The sequence below is a fragment of the Thiothrix nivea DSM 5205 genome (genome assembly GCF_000260135.1).
Lineage (GTDB): Bacteria > Pseudomonadota > Gammaproteobacteria > Thiotrichales > Thiotrichaceae > Thiothrix > Thiothrix nivea.
The window spans coordinates 1,513,498-1,532,911 of the sequence record NZ_JH651384.1; the positions used below are offsets into that span (position 1 = coordinate 1,513,498).

Annotated in this window: 9 protein-coding genes; all 9 read left to right on the forward strand. The window is 55.1% G+C overall.

Annotated elements, in window-relative coordinates; translation table 11 throughout:
- The first annotated feature begins 132 nt into the window (after positions 1 to 132).
- Positions 133 to 585, forward strand: coding sequence for a polyhydroxyalkanoate synthesis repressor PhaR (gene phaR / locus THINI_RS07770; protein WP_040839248.1), 453 nt, complete (start codon positions 133 to 135; stop codon positions 583 to 585).
- 86 nt (positions 586 to 671) lie between these two features.
- Positions 672 to 1,010: a hypothetical protein gene (locus THINI_RS26390; RefSeq protein ID WP_245536591.1), complete on the forward strand. Its 339-nt coding sequence runs from the start codon at positions 672 to 674 to the stop codon at positions 1,008 to 1,010.
- Positions 1,011 to 1,632: 622 nt separating this feature from the next.
- Positions 1,633 to 3,783, forward strand: a complete 2,151-nt coding sequence (locus THINI_RS07780) for a tail fiber domain-containing protein (RefSeq protein ID WP_002708076.1) — start codon at positions 1,633 to 1,635, stop codon at positions 3,781 to 3,783.
- Between the two features lie 18 nt (positions 3,784 to 3,801).
- Positions 3,802 to 5,535 carry a tail fiber domain-containing protein gene (locus tag THINI_RS07785; protein ID WP_002708077.1) on the forward strand — a complete coding sequence of 578 codons (1,734 nt, stop codon included), beginning with the start codon at positions 3,802 to 3,804 and terminating at the stop codon, positions 5,533 to 5,535.
- Positions 5,536 to 5,606: 71 nt separating this feature from the next.
- Entirely contained in the window at positions 5,607 to 14,360 is an 8,754-nt protein-coding gene (locus THINI_RS07790) for an Ig-like domain-containing protein (RefSeq protein WP_002708078.1), read from the forward strand.
- Positions 14,361 to 14,385: 25 nt separating this feature from the next.
- On the forward strand, positions 14,386 to 14,631 hold the full coding sequence (locus tag THINI_RS07795; RefSeq protein WP_040839255.1) for a hypothetical protein: 246 nt from the start codon (positions 14,386 to 14,388) through the stop codon (positions 14,629 to 14,631).
- Between the two features lie 18 nt (positions 14,632 to 14,649).
- Positions 14,650 to 15,237 (forward strand): hypothetical protein, encoded by a 588-nt coding sequence (locus THINI_RS07800; protein WP_002708080.1) that lies wholly within the window; start codon positions 14,650 to 14,652, stop codon positions 15,235 to 15,237.
- 78 nt (positions 15,238 to 15,315) lie between these two features.
- On the forward strand, positions 15,316 to 18,603 hold the full coding sequence (locus THINI_RS07805) for a hypothetical protein (protein ID WP_002708081.1): 3,288 nt from the start codon (positions 15,316 to 15,318) through the stop codon (positions 18,601 to 18,603).
- Positions 18,604 to 18,776: 173 nt separating this feature from the next.
- On the forward strand, positions 18,777 to 19,361 hold the full coding sequence (locus THINI_RS07810; RefSeq protein WP_002708082.1) for a hypothetical protein: 585 nt from the start codon (positions 18,777 to 18,779) through the stop codon (positions 19,359 to 19,361).
- The last annotated feature ends 53 nt before the right edge of the window (positions 19,362 to 19,414 follow it).

Here is a 19,414-nt window from a genome sequence, read left to right on the forward strand (position 1 = left end):
CGCTTTTGTGCATAAAGGCATGGTTTTTGTGTGCATAACAAAACGTTAACCTATAGAATCAAACGCAGAAGCTGCACCAGAAGGCAGCCTGAAAACCTGACTCACCACAGACTAGCCCTGACGAATGACCCTATGGCCGAAGAACGCATTATCAAGAAATACCCTAACCGGCGCTTGTATGACACCACCCAGAGCTGCTACATCACCCTCAACGATGTGCGCGATCTGGTGTTGAAGGAACTCCCCTTCAAGGTGATCGACCGCCAGTCAGGTGAAGACATCACCCGCAGTATCCTGCTGCAAATCATCATGGAACAGGAATCGGGCGGGCAACCGCTGTTCAGCGCCGAAATCCTGGAGCAATTCATCCGCAACTATAGCGACACCACCCGCAAGGGTTTCACCGAATACATGGCGCAAAGCGTCCACCTGTTCAACCAGCAGCAAGCCGCCATGCAGGAGCAAATGCACAAGATTCTGGCGGGCACGCCACTGGATACCTGGCTGAAGGTGGGCGAGCAGAACATGCAGACGTGGCAGAAAATGCAGGAAAGTATTCTTTCCAATTTGCAGCCCAAGAAGTAAGCAGCCGATATTTACCCTCGTACAGATCAGGCTCTGTATGCAGCCTTCGGTGTGCCTGAGTGGGTATACGATGGCAGGCCAGACAAGTGACAAAACCCTGCCAACCGACGGCGTGGGATATGTTGCTGACCTGGACAAGCCAAATCACCATTACCCACGAACAAACATGGTATCTGACCCCACCGCGGCGCATCGGCATGCCCAAACTGCTGGCGGCTTTCCAGCAGTTTTTCCGCAAAAACGCCGAGAGCTGGATCAAGCGCTTCGCCCACAAGGAAGCTGGGCCGCAATTACTGCGGCAAGCCTTCCTGCAACGTATCATCAACGGCGGTGGGCGCATCAGCCGCGAATACGGGCTGGGCAGACGCCGCACCGACCTGTTCCTGGAATGGCCGGTCAGCGAAGCCGACGGCTATCACGGTTAAGTCCAGCGGGTGGTGCTGGAGCTGAAAATCCTGCACAAATCACTGGAAGCCACGCTGGCGGAAGGACTGGACAAACAGCGGATTACGCCGCCAAATGCAAGGCCGAAGAGGCTCACCTGATCATTTTCGACCGGCGGGAAAACATACCGTAGGAAGAAAAAATCTGGCGACGTAATGAACACATTCACGGAACGACAATCAGTGTTTGGGGGCACTGCCATTAAGTTAAGCCCCGTAGGTCGGACTTCAGTCCGACATTCTTCATGTTTTGGCGGGGAAGTTGTTGGGCTGAAGCCCGACCTACAGCTAACCAAAATCCTTAACTTAATGGCAGTGGTGTTTGGGGGGGGTAGCCTGCCCCACAATACATGGATTCGCGTAGCCCATTACGCGCCCTACACCTTCATGGATTAACCCTGGAAAGTTGTTTTCGTGCACGTTCCTAACACATCATCCACTTATCTGTTTTTTATTGCCGCCAAGCTCTTTTATGCTGGATCATTGCTGCATAATTTTTCATACGGCTTCTGCGCGGTCATGAACATATACCATAAAAAAGACTGAATAGACCATTGCTAGTAACGCTTACGCTCTGACAGACAAAACAACAAAGGCTAACAACATGAATACCAAAAAGCTTCTCCTGGTCGCCACCATCCAATCTATCCTGCTGCTTTCCGCCACACCTGTTTTTGCAGGCGATGTGGAAGTCACCCTACCCGCCGCAACCGACGCCTTCACGGTTGACCAGCCCGCCGGAACCGAACTGATGCGCGTCAACGGCGCTGGCAACGTCGGCATCGGCACGGCAACGCCCAGCGACGGCACTGCCAACGGCGGCCAATCTCTTAAGCTGGATGTAGAAGGTGCTGTCGGCGCCAAACACTACTGCGACGAAAACGGCGAAAACTGCCAGACCGCCGCCAGCCTTGCCTCCGGGAACGCTGGTACTGCTATGGCTTTCAAGGTCACGAGTACCGACACAACCACTGTTCAAACCCGTAACGAGTGGTGGAAAATGGATGCCGAATGGGATACAACAGCAGAAATCAACACTTTCAGCAACAGTACATTTGCCAATGGCGCTTTTACTGTTGGCGCGGGTGAAGGCGGTCTATACGAAATCTTTGCAAAAACCAACGTTGCAGCAGATGAAGGGCGAGACCAAACGACTATCCATGTCAACGGATTAAGCGTCGGCAGCAGCTCCTATATTGACGGTCTTAGCGTTGTGCCCTCACCGGCTTATGCTCTGGTCAACCTAGTAGAAGGGGATACGGTTGAGATATACGGACACTACAACCACAGCACAACCGATGCACGCAATAACTGTTCCATCAGTAGCTGCTACCTCACCTTACAGAAAATCGGCGCAGCCGCAACCGGCGGCGGCGCAGCCGATAACCTTGGCAACCATACCGCCACCCAGAACATCAACCTCGCCGCCAACAAACTGGTCGGCAACGGCGGTACGGAAGGTATCACCATTGATGCCACCGGCAACGTCGGCATCGGCACCACCACCCCAAGAAATTCCCTCGATATCAGTAAGGACAGCGGCAATACAGAGGTTATCGTAAGTACGGATGATGCTTCTGAATCCCGCTTGGCCCTGCTTAACAGTGTCAGGCAATGGAGACTGCAAAATACAGCATCTGGTGGATTTTCCCTTTTCGATTCGACTGCCAACGCATCCAGAATATATGCCGATACCACTGGCAATGTCGGCATCGGCACAACAAGCCCGACAACAGATTTACAAGTCGCTGATACTGACAGCAGTGGTTATGCCCATTTACAGGTGGGTACAGGTACTACAGGTGGCATTCTGGAAGTCGCTGGCTCAACAGGCACAGCCACCCTGGCCGCCAAGGGCGGAACCCGTGGCGAAATGGAGCTGAGGGATATGGGAGCTACTGCTGACTTGCAACGCTCTGTCATACGCAATGACGATGGCAAAACCTATCTGGCAAATTTTACCGATACCGGCACTCTCGTGAACTACGGCATGATGTTTGATCACGCGACTGGCAACGTCGGTATTGGCACGGCAACACCAGCCACAAAACTGCATGTAAATGGAAGCCTCGAAGTAGACAACGGCGGCGGGTCAATACTGCTGAAACGCAATACTGCATACACCACGGTGGGTCACGGCAATGGCATCATGTCTGGCGTTTCTCCAACTGACAAAATGCTGGGTAATATTGGCTTCATCAATACCACCACGGATCCAGATGATCCTCAAGGGTCATTTTTCATACTTACCGACACCAATAATGATGGTGTTAGCAGTAATACAGAGCGTCACCTTGTTGTTACCCAGGCTGGCAAAGTTGGCATTGGAACAATGACACCTACAGAAAAACTGCACATCATCGGTGGAGTCAAATTTGAAGGTTTGGCAGCAGGGTCAACAGGAAACTACGTATGCCGCACCCCAGATGGCACTATTACACACGGCGGCTCCTGCTCCACTTCGGACGTTCGCTTGAAAAAAGATATTCAGGTTGTGGAAGGTGCATTAGATAAGGTGAGTCAATTACAAGGCGTGACCTACACATGGAAAGATGAGGCACGCGGTACACGTACCGAACTTGGCTTGATTGCCCAAGAGGTTGAGAAAGTGATTCCTGAAGTTGTTGATACCAGCAATGACGAGATGGGCACGAAAAGCATCCGTTATGAAAACCTCGTGGCATTGCTGATCGAGGGGATGAAAGAACAGCAGCAACGCATTGAGGCGTTGGAAAAACAACTGAAACAACAATAAAATAATACGGGTTAAACAATGAAAATCAATAAATTCCTGCTTTTTATGGCCGTCCAAGCCATCCTTGCCAGCACCTCTGCCATGGCAGGCGATGTGGAAATCACCCTGCCCGCAGCCACCGACGCCTTCACCGTTGACCAGCCCGCCGGAACCGAACTGATGCGCATCAACGGCAACGGCAACGTCGGCATTGGCACGGCAACGCCCAGCGACGGCACTGCCAACGGCGGTCAAGCTCTGAAGCTGGATGTGGAAGGTGCTGTCGGCGCCAAACACTACTGCGACGAAAACGGCGAAAACTGCACCACCTCCGCCAGCCTTGCCGCAGGAAATGCCGGTACTGCGATGGCATTCAAAATCACTACTGACGACACCACGACCACCCAAACCCATAATGATTGGTGGAAAATGGATACGGAATGGAGCGCCTCCCCGGAAATCAACAGTTTTGCGAACAGCACTTTCACCAACGGAACCTTTACCGTTGGCGCCGGAGAAGCAGGACTCTATGAAATTTTTGCAAAAACCAATATTTTTCAAGATGAAGGATCGGACTATACCGCAATTTACATCAATGGTATCAAGACAAGCACCAGCGCCTTCGTTGATGTCGCAAACGTCGTAACTTCATCAGCTTACACATTGGCCAACCTGAATGAGGGGGATACCGTCGAGGTCTACGGCTATTACAACCACAGCACCACAGACCAGAACCTTAGCTGCTCGGTAGGCCGTTGCTACCTCACCTTGCAAAAAATCGGCGCAGCTGCGGGCGGTGGCGGTTCTGCCGACAACCTCGGCGATCATACGGCCACCAAAAACATTGACCTTGCTGCTAATAAGTTAGTCGGCAATGGTGGCACAGAAGGGATCATTATCAACGCTACTGGTAACGTTGGCATTGGCAACGCTGCACCATCAGGCAAGTTGGACGTAAAAGATGCTAACGGGGGTTTGGGCTTATTTGGTGGGGCAACCTTTGCCGTGCGAGATAGTGGCAATGTCTTGGTGACGCGCAATACGAGTACCAATACAAGTAATCTGGGGCAAATCATCATGGAGCGTGGCAACGGTAGCGGGGACGACATGGCATTGACTACCGAATACGACGGTAGTAATGGTGTGCAATCCTTAGGTGTTGCTTCTGGTAATAATATGCTGATGAGCATTTTCAAAGGCGGCAAAGTAGGTATCGGTACAACCAACCCCGCCTCAAAACTGGAAGTTGAAGGTGGTGGTATCCGTACAAACTATAATGCAAGCTATGATGTCTGGATTCAGGGTGGCCCGACAACCGCAGGCGGTGATTCTCGAAACCTAGCACTGGTCGGTGCAATCGCTACAGGCAATGATCGGCTAGTTCTCAACTGGAACGGTGAATACAAAGATGGTACACAAGTCCAATCTAACTTGGCAGTTGCCGGAACCGTTACCCAAAGCTCTGATGAACGCCTGAAAACCGACATTCAGCCCGTCACGGAGGCACTGGCTAAAGTCAAGCAACTGCAAGGCGTCACGTTTAAATGGAAAGACCCTACCGGCAAGGACGCCGACACCCAACTTGGCCTGATCGCACAGCAGGTAGAAAAGGTCGTGCCAGAAGTGGTAGAAACCGCTAATGATGAAGACAAAACCAAGAGCGTTTCTTACGCCAACCTCGTCGCCCTACTGATTGAGGGCATGAAAGAACAGCAAGCGCAAATCGAAGCGCAGCAGCAACGCATCGACGCACTCGAAGCCAAACTGAAATAACAGCAAACGCATCGGTGGGGGTGCTTCGCCCCCACTATTGCCCTATCACAACAATAAACAGGTGCGTATCCATGAACAGATTCCCACATCCGGATTTGCCATGTACTGGCAAGCCCCTCTTGCTCACTTCCGTTTCCGCCTTGCTCGCCATCCTGGCACTGCCACCCTCCGTTTCGGCAGACCAGACCATCGGCGATGGAACCACAACGGTTATCGGCGCAGGCGCAACCCAAGACATGAACTGCCAGGCAGTAACTATCAGCAGTGGCGGCGTACTCGACATGTCTGCGGGCGGAACCTTGCAGGAAGTCACTGCCCTGACTATTACCGGTGAACTCAAAGGCGGCTCCGGGCAAATCCTCAAATTGGCAGGCTGGGCCAATAACGGAACGGTCAGTTCCCTTCCAGCCAATATCGAATTCACCACCGATTGCGGCCCGATCACGGTGGCGGGAACCAGCGACACCGACGGCGACGGCATCAGCGACGACCTGGAAGGTGGCACGGACATCAACGGCGACAGCCAGCCAGACCTAGACGTGGATAACGACGGCATCTACAACTTCCTGGATGATGACTCGGATGGTGACGGCACGAATGATGATGCCGAAGGGACGGGGGACAACGATAGCGACGGCATCCCCAACTGGCTGGATGCAACCGATGCAATCCCGTTAGACACGGATGGCGATAGCATCAACAATATCAGCGACCTGGATGATGACAACGACGGTATCCCGGATTCCATCGAGCGACCAACTGTCAGCCCGGTTGACTTCACGGGGCTGACAACCTCAGGTGGTATATATATCCAAACAACCAACAACGAAACTGTTGCGGATGTTACCGTTTCAGGCTTCAGCACTGATGACCCAGAAGGGGGTGACTTACTGGCTGACGGCAGCCTGATCAAATGGGGTGAGATGGGCCCCCTGACCAATCTGAAAACAACCTCGGTTAATTTTGCCTTTGAACAACCCAGCACCATCCACCTGACCCTTGGGGCTGCTGAAGCCGTTCAGTTAAATATTAATGACACCGTTCGCTTCCAGGCCGTTGGCGTCCAACCCGGTTTTAGCTGGACTGTAAAAAGCAGTAGTGATGTGACAATAACCTACGCCACCCGTATTGTGCCGAATGACGTCATAATCCTGCGGGGTAGCTCCACCGCCAACGCAGCTTTCGACATCAGCACAAATCAAGAAGCAAGCGGTTTTGTTGCTGAACACGTAAATAGAATTGACAAGGTGGATGGAATCAATAACTTCGCAGGGTTCCACTTGACCGTATCCGGAGTCAGGGATGACGATGCGGATAACATTTACAACCACCTGGATCTTGACTCCGACAACGACGGCATCCCGGATAACGTCGAAGCTCAACTTACCGGCAGTTATGTTGCTCCAAATGGTGATGCGGCTGGCAATAACGGCCTGGATTCTGCCTATGGCGCAGGTCTGACCCCTGTCAATACAGACAACGCAGATGAACCAGACTACCTGGATACCGATTCCGACAACGAAGGCGGTGACGATGCCACCGAATCCGGCAATGTCGATGCAGGTGAAACCTATGCGGATGTGAATGGCTCGCTGGACAACGGTGCTGGCGACCTCCCGGATACTGATGCGGCGGTGGACGATGACGCTCAACCTGACTTCCGTGACGCCGACGCTGACACCGCCCCACCGTTTACCTGTGACGGCACGCTTTACCAAAGCACCACACCCGACTTTTACGACCCTGCAACCCTGATGGGCATTACGGTTACCAGTTCTGGAGCTAGCGCCACTTCAATCGGCGATGACAGCCACGGGGTTTCCTACAACTCCATGGGCTACAACACCCAGGACAACCTGTTGTACGGCATTTCTACCGATGACCAACAACTGGTAGTGATTGACGCCACCGGCAAAGCCGTCAAGCTGGGCGCGGTCAGCGGCGTTACCATCACCGGCACATCAGCGGGCGACATGGACGACAGCGGCAAGCTGTACATGAAAGGTGGCAGTGACGACCAATTGCATATTATTGATGTCGCCACCCGCAGCGGCACGACCGTCACGCTTTCCCAATCATTCAAGACCGGCGACTGGGCGTGGAACCCGGCAGACGGCCTGCTCTACGCCATTAATACTAATGACCTCATGTTGTACACCATCGACCCGGCAACCGGTATGGTAACGAAGGTCAGCGATAAAGCAGGCGAGCTTTTCGGTGCAACATTCTTCGACAGCGCCAACAACCTGTACGGCATCAGCAATTTAACCGGCAACCTCTACCGTGTTGACATTACCGATAACTCACAATCTGTCATAGCCGAAGGGCTGTCACCTGCCTCGGGCAATGATGGAGCCAGTTGCCGGGGTGACTTTGCCAGCGATTTGGGTTTAGCGGTAACCGCCGACAAAACCAACCCGCTACCGGGAGAAACTGTCACCTATACCCTGACCCTGAACAACCAGGGGCCATCCACCGCAACCGGTATCCAAGTATCCATTCCTCTACCGGCAGGGCTGACTTACGCTTCAGACGATGGCGCGGGAACCTTTGACCCCGGAACCGGCATCTGGAACAGCGGTGACCTGGCGAACGGCAACTCGACCACATTGAGCCTGACGGCTACCGTCGGGGCCAGCGGCCCTTACCTCTTCACGGCGGAAGTCTCTGCCACCGATCAGGTAGACAACAACTCCAACCCGTCCCTGAGCTTTGCGGATGACGACCTGAATGACGGCGTACCGGACAACGACGAAGCTACGTTTGATGTGATGGATTCAGACGAAGACGGTATTCCGGACTCCACCGACATCGACAACGACAACGACGGCTTCCTCGACGCTGACGAAGGCACGGCGGATACCGACGGCGACGGCGTGGCCGACAACTTTGACCGCGACAGCGACAATGACGGCATTCCGGATGTCACCGAAAATGTCTGTGGCTGGTCAGAAGGCCGCTGGGTGCTGGGCGCTGCGAATGGCGATGGCAATGTGCAAACAGCTTCTTACCAGCACCCGAATGGCTCGATTCTGGCTGAGTTGGGCAGCGGTATGCCGATTGGCAAGCTGTATAACAGCCCGATTGCACCACCCCATGAATACACTGCCTTGTTTGGCACGTCCGACCCAACTATCGAAGGCCGTTCCATTCTAGGGGTCGGTAGTGGAGCAGCCGGAGCTAACAACGGTACAGCCATCACACTGGATCTTTCTGGCTTTACACTGACACATGAATTGACTTTCGGCATTGAGAATCTCGCAGCAGGCACACCGACCAACCCTTACAAATACAAGCTGGAGTTACTGGACAGCGCCGGTCAACCCATGAATCTCGCAACCATGAACTTTATGGGAACCGAGTACGCAATTCAGGGCGGAAAAAACACGACAACCGGCGAACCATACAACGAAGCCCTCTCGCTGGATACAGCCACTGGCATTATTACCATTACCCCGGACGGCGTGAATTCCTACAACTCACTGGGTGCGTTCTGGAATCACTTACCGGCAGGCGTCACCAAAATACGCCTGTCAGTTCAGGATGCCACGACAGGTTTCGGCGATTCGATCCGATTGTATGTAGGTGTGCCGGATGCCAGCAGTTGCACCAACGACACGGATAACGACAACCTACCTGATTACCGCGACCTTGATACGGATGGCGACGGTATTCCGGATAACATCGAAGCGCAAAGCACTGCGGCTTATATTGCACCAGGTGCAGATACCGACAACGATGGGCTGATCGACAACTACACAGAGAAAGATGTCAACGGCAACTGGGTAAAACTGGGGCTTGACCCGGTAGACACCGACGCAGACGCACTGCCTGACCTGCGTGATCTGGATAGTGATGGCGACAATGCACCTGATACCCAGGAAGCGGGCGTCATCCTGCAACACACAGACCAGGACAATGACGGGCTGGATACAGCGGTGGACGACAATGATGCACAATACGGTTCCGCCAACGCCGACATTACCGATATCATGGCAGCTTATCCTAATGACAACACCAACGTTAGCTGGCGCGTTGCCGATACCACCCCTCCAACTCTCGGCATTAATGCCGTCGCTACTGATGACATCATTAATGCAGCGGAAGCGAGTACCGACCTGCCAATTACCGGTACTACCGATGCTGAAGATGGCCAGACAGTGACATTACACCTCAACGGCAAAGACTACACTGGCACTGCCAGTGGTGGCACCTGGTCTACCACAGTACCAACAGCGGATGTCGCCACATTAGCCAACGGCCCGGTTACTGTAACCGCTGATGTTTCCGACAAGGTGGGCAACCCGGCGACTCAAGCAACCCGCAACATCACCGTGGACACTACCCCACCGGCTGCACCGCCTGTGAGCGGCCCGGCTGTCACGGCAGACAACACGCCGGACATCACCGGCACGGGCGAACCGGGTGCGACCCTGGACGTGAAGGACGGCAACGGTGTTAGCGTTTGCTCCACCACCGTGGACGCCAACGGCGACTGGACTTGTACACCGGCCAACCCGCTGCCTGAGGGCGACAATCCACTGAATGCCACCCAGACCGACCCGGCGGGCAACACCTCACCGGCCACCCCGCACACCGTGACCGTGGACACCATTGCCCCAGCCATCACGGGAATTGATGTACCCACCACCAATAACCCGCAACCTGCCTTGAGCGGCACAACCGACGCGCCGGAAGGTTCCACCGTCACTGTTACCAACGGCAACAATGCCTCAGTGTGTACAGCGACCGTGACTGTAAATGGCGATTGGTCATGCACACCAACCGTTGCGCTGCCTGAAGGCAACAACACGCTACTGGCGAGTACTACCGATGCCGCAGGCAACACCGGCACGGATACTTTTACCGCCCTGATCGACATTACACCACCTGCTATCACCATCACGGCCATTTCCAGCGATGACTACATCAACGCCCTGGAAACCAAATCTGATGTACCCGTAACAGGAACCAGCACAGGGCTGGAGCCGGGGCAGACGCTTACCGTCACACTCAATGGCCAACCCTATTCCAGCGCTGTACAAGCAGATGGTCACTGGACGGTCATGATGCCGACGGCAATCATCGATGCCCTGCCTGAAGGCCAAATCAGCGTAACCGCTGATGCCAACGACAAGGCAGGTAATCCGGCACAGCAGGTTAACCATAACGCTACCATCGACAAAACTGCGCCTACTATCCAGGTACAAGACGTTGACATTACCAACAACCCAACCCCGCCACTATCCGGCAATACCACCGCTGGTGAAGGCCAAACCGTGAGCGTGACGGACAGTCAAGGGAATCCTGTCTGTAGCACCACCGTCGGCGTGGATGGCGTATGGTCATGCACCCCAACCGGCAACCTGCCTTCCAACAACAACACATTGACCGCCACTGTCACCGACCCGGCTGGCAACCCGGCCAGTGACACCTTCACGGCCAATGTGGATACCGGTTTACCGAGCATCACCCTCGACACTATTGCTGGTGACAACATCATCAGCGCAGCCGAAGCCGCCAACGATATTCCGGTCAGTGGCTTCACCGATGCAGAAATCGGCCAGACCGTCACTGTCGGGGTAAACGGCAAGACCTATGCCGCCACTGTTGGGGCGAATGGCCAGTGGTCGACCGTTATCCCGGCCACCGATGCCGCCCTGTTGCCAGACGGCGTTATGCCGCTGACAGCCGATGTCAAGGATCTGGCCGGGAACGCAGCGCCTACCTCCAGCCGCGACCTGACCATCGACCAGACCGGCCCGGCGATTACCCTGACGGATGTCCCGGCGACTAATAACCCGCGGCCTCTGCTGTCCGGTACAACGGCTGCCCCGCAAGGCGCTTCCGTAACCGTCACCGATGCCAACGGCGCAACCGTCTGCTCCACTACCACTCAAGCGGGCGGCACATGGTCTTGCGTACCCGCGACTGACCTGCCTGAAGGCCAGAATGACCTGACTGTCAGCACCATTGACGATCTGGGCAACCCTGGCACTGGCACGGGAAGCGTTACCATTGACCTGACCGCGCCAGTGATCACCATTGATACCATCAGCAACGATGACCGCATCAATGCACAAGAAGCTAATGCTCCGGTGCTCGTCAGTGGTACCAGCATCGGGCTGGCTGCTGGCCAAAACGTTGCCCTGTTCATCAACGGCAAAACCTATGCGGCTACCGTGGGCGCAGATGGCAAGTGGGGAACCAATATCCCGACTGTGGATGTTGCGGCCCTGACCGAAGGTACGGAACCGGTCACTGCCAGTGCCACAGACCCGGCGGGCAATGCCGCCACGCCGGTTATCCGTGACGTGACAGTGGACAAGACCGCGCCCACCATCCTGGCACAGGACATCAGCGTTACCAATAACCCGAAACCACCACTGACAGGCATCACGACTGCCGGAGCCGGCCAGACGGTCAATGTTACCGACAGCGCAGGCAACCCGGTTTGTAGCGCCGACGTCGCAGCGGATGGCAAGTGGTCTTGCACACCGGAGGCCAACCTGCCATCTGGCACAGTCACCCTGACCGCCACGGTAACAGACCCTGCAGGCAACAGCGCCAACGACACCTTTGTGGTCACGGTTGATACCGGCTTACCCAGCATCTCGATTGCCCCCATCGCTATTGACAACCGCGTCAACGCTACTGAAGCAAGCGCCCCTGTAATTATCCAGGGGAACACGGATGCTGAACTCAACCAGGCCGTGAGCGTGACGCTGGGTGGAAAAACCTACACCACCCAAATCACAACCGGTGGCCAGTGGTTGGTCAGTATCCCGACTGCGGATCTTGCCTCTCTTGCTGACAGCACCCAGACCGTTACCGCGGATGTCAAAGACCGGGCAGGTAATGCAGCACCGCAAGCCTCCCGCGATCTGATCATTGACATCAACCCACCTGCCCTCGCTGGCAATGACATTCCGGCCACCAACAACACTCTGCCATTGCTGTCCGGTACGACGGATGCAGGGGACGGCACGTTGGTAACGGTCAAGGATGCGGGTGGAGCAAGCGTTTGTCAGGCAACCACCCAGGCAGACGGCACATGGTCATGCGTACCGTCCACTGCACTGGCTGAAGGGGTAACACCCCTGACTGCCAGCGTCACCGACCTGTCGGGCAATACCGCCAGCGACAGCTTCGATGTCACGGTGGACACTACGGCTCCAACCATCGCCATCAATGCCATCGCTACCGATGACATCCTGAATGCTACCGAGGCTGCCAGCCCGGTCAGCATCAGTGGCATCACCAGTGGCGTGGAAGCTGATCGTACAGTCACCCTGGCGCTTCATGGCAAACCCTACAGCACCACTGTTGCAGCGGATGGCACCTGGACGGTGACAGTTCCGGCGGCAGATGCGCAAGCCCTGAACGACGGCATGACCACTCTCAAGGCAGATGTCAGCGATGCCGCAGGCAACCCGGCAACGGCCAACCGCGACCTGACTGTAGATACAACATTGGTCATCACCGCCGTGGGGATCCCGTACAGCTATGAACCACGCCCTGCCCTTGCCGGCACTACGGATGCGGGGACTGGCGCAATCGTCACTGTCACTGACAAGGATGGCAACACATTGTGTACGGCAACCACCGCTGCGGATAGCCGCTGGACTTGCCCGCCCGATACCGACCTGCCAAACGGTGAAAACCTGTTGGCGGCCAGCGTTAGCGATCCGGCTGGCAACCAGGCATCAACCGGCTTTACGGTGGTGGTGCATCATGTGCCAGTCTTTACCACGCCGAACACGGCTTCTGTCCCGGAAAATAGCACCGGCATGGTCATGGATATCGAGGCCAGCCCAGGCACAGGCCTGACATTCAGTTTCTCCGGCGGGCTGGATAACGGAAACTTCACGCTTGACCCGGCAACCGGCAAGCTGAGCTTCAAGGAAACGCCAGACTTTGAGAAACCGACCGATGCCAATACTGACAATACCTATATCGTGGGAATAAAAGCCTGCGACACGCAAGGCAATTGCGCAGAGCAGATCGTCATCGTGAGCGTCACGGATCTCAATGAGCCGACGCCAACCATCAAGTTGCAAGCACGCGCCTTCCTGCAAGGGGCTTACAACAGCGATACCGGCCTGATGGCAGATAACTTGCGCACACAGGGCATCTTGCCGGTGAATCAGCCTTACGTAGCCGCGCCGACCAGCCATGCGGGAGCGGAAACCCTGAACCCGTACATGGCAACCCTGGAAGGTGACAATGCCATCGTCGACTGGATGCTGGTGGACTTGCGCGATGCGGCTGACCCGAAGACCATCCTGAAAACGCAGGCGGTCATGGTGCAGCGGGATGGCGACCTGGTGGACGCGCAGTCCGGCAGTGCCGACATCACCTTCGCTGACATGCAAGCGGGTGATTACTTCGTCAGCGTGCGCCACCGCAACCACCTGGGTGTGATGACGGCCTCGGCGGTGCGCCTGGGCGACCTGGCCAACATGGTGGACTTCACCCTGACGGCGACGCCAACCTACGGCAGTTATGCGCGCATCGAGGCGGGTGCGACTGCCCTGCTGTGGGCGGGTGACGCCAACCAGACCCAACAGGTCATTGCCAACGGCCAATACGCCGATGTGAGCGTGATCTTTGGTAATGTACTGATCAAGGATGGCAAAAACCTGGAGGCATCCGCCAACTACCAGTTGATGGGTTATGAGGTGACTGACATCAACATGGATGGCGTTACCCTCTTCGCCGGACCGGGCAATGACATTAACCTGCTGCTGGGCAATGTCTTGCTGCATCCGGCTAATGCCAACACCGCCGCCAATTATATCATTGACGGAAAGTTACCCCACTAAAGGGAACGGCTAACGGTAACCAACGATGGCTCCCTCTCTTCGAGGAGAGGGGGAGAAAGCTGGGAAGAACTTATTTAAAAATTTTACTTTTACTGAATTTTCAACAATATCCGTTTGTCAGCAAATCCTTGCTGACAACCTAGAAATTTATGGATTATTAACCCCCATGAAAAATTCCAAAGAATTACTTTATGTTACTGAGGAATTTCTGGGAACCCCGGACAACACAGAAAAAACCGGTCGCTTTCAACAAATAACAACATTGGGCTAACGCAACAGGAGACAACACATGAACAATAACAAATTCCTCCACTTAATAACCAAGGTTTTAGGGGGTATCACCTTGGCCATGACGGCAAGCTCAGCTTTCGCGGATGCGACGCTGGAATACAAACTGGCACTGGCCGAAGATGGCAAAACCTACCAGGTATGGATGAAGCCTGCCGCCACCCCAAAACCTGACATCAGCCTGACTGGCCAGGTCACCATCAAGGCTCCGACCGACGCCAAGTTTGCCCCGAAAAACGTTACCAGCACAGTTGAGGGTATCAACTGGGTAGCTGCTTCCCGCGTTGATGCGCCGAAGGAAGATGCTGCCAGCGACTACCTCTCTTTCTCATTCGTCGGCTTGCAGGGTACCAGCTCCCGTAACTACGCCTGGGAAAAAGGCGAGGAAAAACTGGTGTTCAGCTTTGAAAACGAAGGTGGCTGCGTAGATGGTGTAACGTTGATGGCGGACGATGACGCCTTCAATACCGCCTCTCCTAACTCCGCCAACACCAATCCTGGTAACCAGTTCACCAACCTGGGCTGGGGCGCGGTCAGCGAGAACCACTACAAAGGCAACTACGGCGAAGCGGTTTCCTGCAAAAAATAAGCGATATATGCGGCAGTTACCTATCCTGGGGTAGCTGCCACACACATCATGACAACAACTACATAAAGAGAGCCAGCCATGCAATCCAGAACAACACTCCGCAAACTCCTGGGTCTGAGCACCTCGGCACTGTTGCTTGCGGGCAATAGTGCCTGGGCTGCCCAGACACTGGAATACACTATCCGTTGGGATACCTCGGATAACCGCTATCACGTCTTCATGAAGCCAAACGCCACCCCTACCCGGGACATGAGCCTGACAGGCCAGATCACGATTATTGTTCCCCATGCGGAAGGCACGGATAAATTCACGGTTACCGGCAAAAAAGTGCCCGTGTTGGACACCAACTGGAAAAATGACTCGCGGGTGGATACCCCATCCGAAAGGCCGGACTCTGACTACATCTCATTCAGCTTGAGTATTGATGAACCCAGCGCATTTGCCTGGCAGGCAGGCGTTGAACAGGAAGTCCTCAGTTTCAACAATAGCGCAACGTGTCTCGGCCCAGTTAGTCTGATGGATAACACCGACCCCTTCATGCCACCCAACTCCACCAACACCAACCCGGGCAACCAGTTCACTAACTTGGGCTGGGGGACAGCCGGTGAGAACAACTACCTGGGCAACTATGACTCCAATATCGCAGATTGCCGGGATAGCCTTGATGACGATGGTGATGGCCTGAAAAATGGCGATGAACGGCTAGGCGGCACTGACCCGGGCAACCCGGACAGCGATGGCGACGGTCTGTCCGATGGCGTGGAAGTCAACACCACCAAGACCGACCCGAAAAACCCGGACAGTGATGGCGACGGCATCGACGACAAGACCGAAGTCGGCACTGACCCGAACAACCCGACCAACACCGACAGCGACACCCTGATCAATGCCCTGGATCCGGATGACGACAATGACGGCGTCCTCACCAAAAACGAGAACTACAACGGCGGCACCCCGCTGGATGACGACACTGACGGTGACAAAATCCCGGATTACCTCGACACCGACGATGACGGTGACAACATCCCATCCGCTTCCGAGGGCAATGACCCCAACAAGGACGGCAGCCCGGCTGACGCCATCGACACCGATGGCGACAAGATTCCGGATTATCTGGACAAGAACAACACCGACGGCCCCAAGGCTGACCCGGATGGTGATGGCCTGACCAATGAGCAGGAGCAAGCCCTCGGCACTGACCCAACCAAGGCGGACACTGACGGTGACGGCCTGCCCGATAATGTCGAAGTCAACACCACCAAGACCGACCCGACCAAGGTTGACAGTGACGGTGACGGTATCGACGACAAGACCGAAGTCGGCGCTGACCCAACCAAGCCAACCAATAGCGACGGCGACACCCTGATCAACGCCCTGGATCCGGATGACGACAATGACGGCGTCCTGACCAAGAACGAGAACTACAACGGCGGCACCCCGCTGGATGACGATACTGACGGCGACAAAATTCCGGACTACCTCGACACCGACGATGATGGCGACAACATCCCATCCGCTTCCGAAGGCAATGACCCCAACAAAGATGGCAGCCCGGCTGACGCCACCGACACCGACGGTGACAAAATTCCGGATTACCTGGACAAAAATAGCACCGACGGCCCCAAGGCTGACCCGGATGGTGATGGCCTGACCAATGAGCAGGAACAAGCCCTCGGCACTGACCCAACCAAGGCGGACACTGACGGTGACGGCCTGCCCGATAATGTGGAAGTCAACACCACCAAGACCGACCCGACCAAAGTTGACAGTGACGGTGACGGTATCGACGACAAAACCGAAGTCGGCATTGACCCAACCAAGCCAACCAATAGCGACGGCGACACCCTGATCAACGCCCTGGATCCGGATGACGACAATGACGGCGTCCTGACCAAGAATGAGAACTACAACGGCGGCACCCCGCTGGATGACGACACTGACGGTGACAAAATTCCGGATTACCTCGACACCGACGATGACGGTGACAACATCCCGACTGCTTCCGAAGGCAATGACCCCAACAAGGACGGCAGCCCGGCTGACGCCACCGACACCGACGGCGACAAAATCCCGGATTACCTCGACAAAAATAGCACCGACGGCCCCAAGGCTGACCCGGATGGTGATGGCCTGACCAATGAGCAGGAACAAGCCCTCGGCACTGACCCAACCAAGGCGGACACTGACGGTGACGGCCTGCCCGATAATGTGGAAGTCAACACCACCAAGACCGACCCGACCAAGGTTGACAGTGACGGCGACGGTATCGATGACAAGACCGAAGTCGGCTCTGACCCAACCAAGCCAACCAATAGCGACGGCGACACCCTGATCAACGCCCTGGATCCGGATGACGACAATGATGGCATCCTGACCAAAAACGAAAACTACAACGGTGGAACCCCGCTGGATGACGACACTGACGGCGATAAAATCCCGGATTACCTCGACACCGACGATGACGGTGACAACATCCCATCCGCTTCCGAAGGCAATGACCCCAACAAGGACGGCAGCCCGGCTGACGCCACCGACACCGATGGCGACAACATCCCGGATTACCTTGATACCAGTCCCAATGGCGTAAAACTGCAAGTAAAAGTCATGTTGCAGGGTGCATACGACAGCACTACCGGAATGATGAAGGACACCCTGCGCAGCCAAGGGCTCATCCCGCTGGCACAACCATACAACATGGGCATTTACTCGTATGCAGGCAAAGAAACCACCACATTGGCACGGCTGGCAACGACAGGCAATGATGCGCCAGTAGACTGGGTGCTGGTTGAGCTGCGTGACCCAACCACACCGACCACGGTCAAAGCCCGCATGGCTGCACTAGTGCAGCGCGATGGCGATGTGATGGATGCCACCACGGGCAGCACTTCATTGTTGTTGCCGGGCATGGCAAGCGGTAACTACTACGTTGCCATCCATCACCGCAACCATCTGGGCGTAATGACTGCTGGCCAGGTCAACCTCAATACGGTTTCGCCCACCATGGTCAACTTCATCGCCAAGACAACGGCGACCTGGGGCGAGTATGGTCGCTATGACCCTAGCGCGGCAGGTTCCACCGCACTGCTGTGGGCCGGTAACGCCAATATCGACAAGCGTGTCATCGCCAACGGCCAGAATGCAGACACCACCCTGATCCTGGGTACTGTCCTGCCTCTGGAAAACCTGTCTTCCAGTACCAACTACCGATTGCCAGGTTATTTGACGACAGACACTAACATGGATGGCGTAACCATCTTTGCAGGGCCATACAACGACGTGAACCTGCTGCTGGGTGATGTACTGATGCACCCCAACAACAGTTTGATCCCTAACGCCAACTTCATCATCAACCGTCAGGTTCCTTAACGGAATCTAGCCAACCCAGGTTACGGGCTGCTCGCCCGTAACCTGATTAACGCTACGCTGCCAAGCAGACAAGCCGCAGCAGGCCATTCATCAGGAGTTTATTTTATCACTTGGCAAATAGTTTTATGATCGGACGAAACAAGCAATGGACAAGCAACCGGAGACTATATTCAATGAATACTAAGAAGTCCGCGCTCCTGCTGTGCCGTGTTGTTGGAAGCATCGTGTTGGCCACAGCTGGCAATGCTGCTTTTGCAGACAACGGTTTGGAGTACAAATTGGCTCTGGCTGAAGATGGCCAAACCTATCAGTTATGGATGAAGCCTGCCAGCACGCCGAAGCCTGACTTTAGCCTGACCGGCCAGGTCACCATCAAGGCTCCACACACAAGCAATTTTTCCGTCACCAAGCTTGCCAGTGGCATCGAAGATGTCAGCTGGGTTGAAGCCTCCCGGGTAGACGCACCTGCGGAAGATACCGGCCACGATTACATTTCCTTTTCCTTCATTGGTGTGCAAGGCAACAGTGCACGCAACTATGAATGGCAACAGGATCAGGAAAAACTGGTATTCAGTTTTGAGAACAAAAACGGCTGTCAGGAAGGTGTAGCCCTGATGGCAAATGACGACCCATTCAATATCGAGACAAATTCCGCCAACACCAACCCGGGCAACCAGTTCACCAACCTGGGCTGGGGTGCAGTTAGCGAGAACAATTACACGGGCAATTATGGCGAGACCATTACCTGCAAAAAATAAACAATAAGCAGACTGAGGCTAATAGACCCTCAATGACTACCACGGGTCAGGAC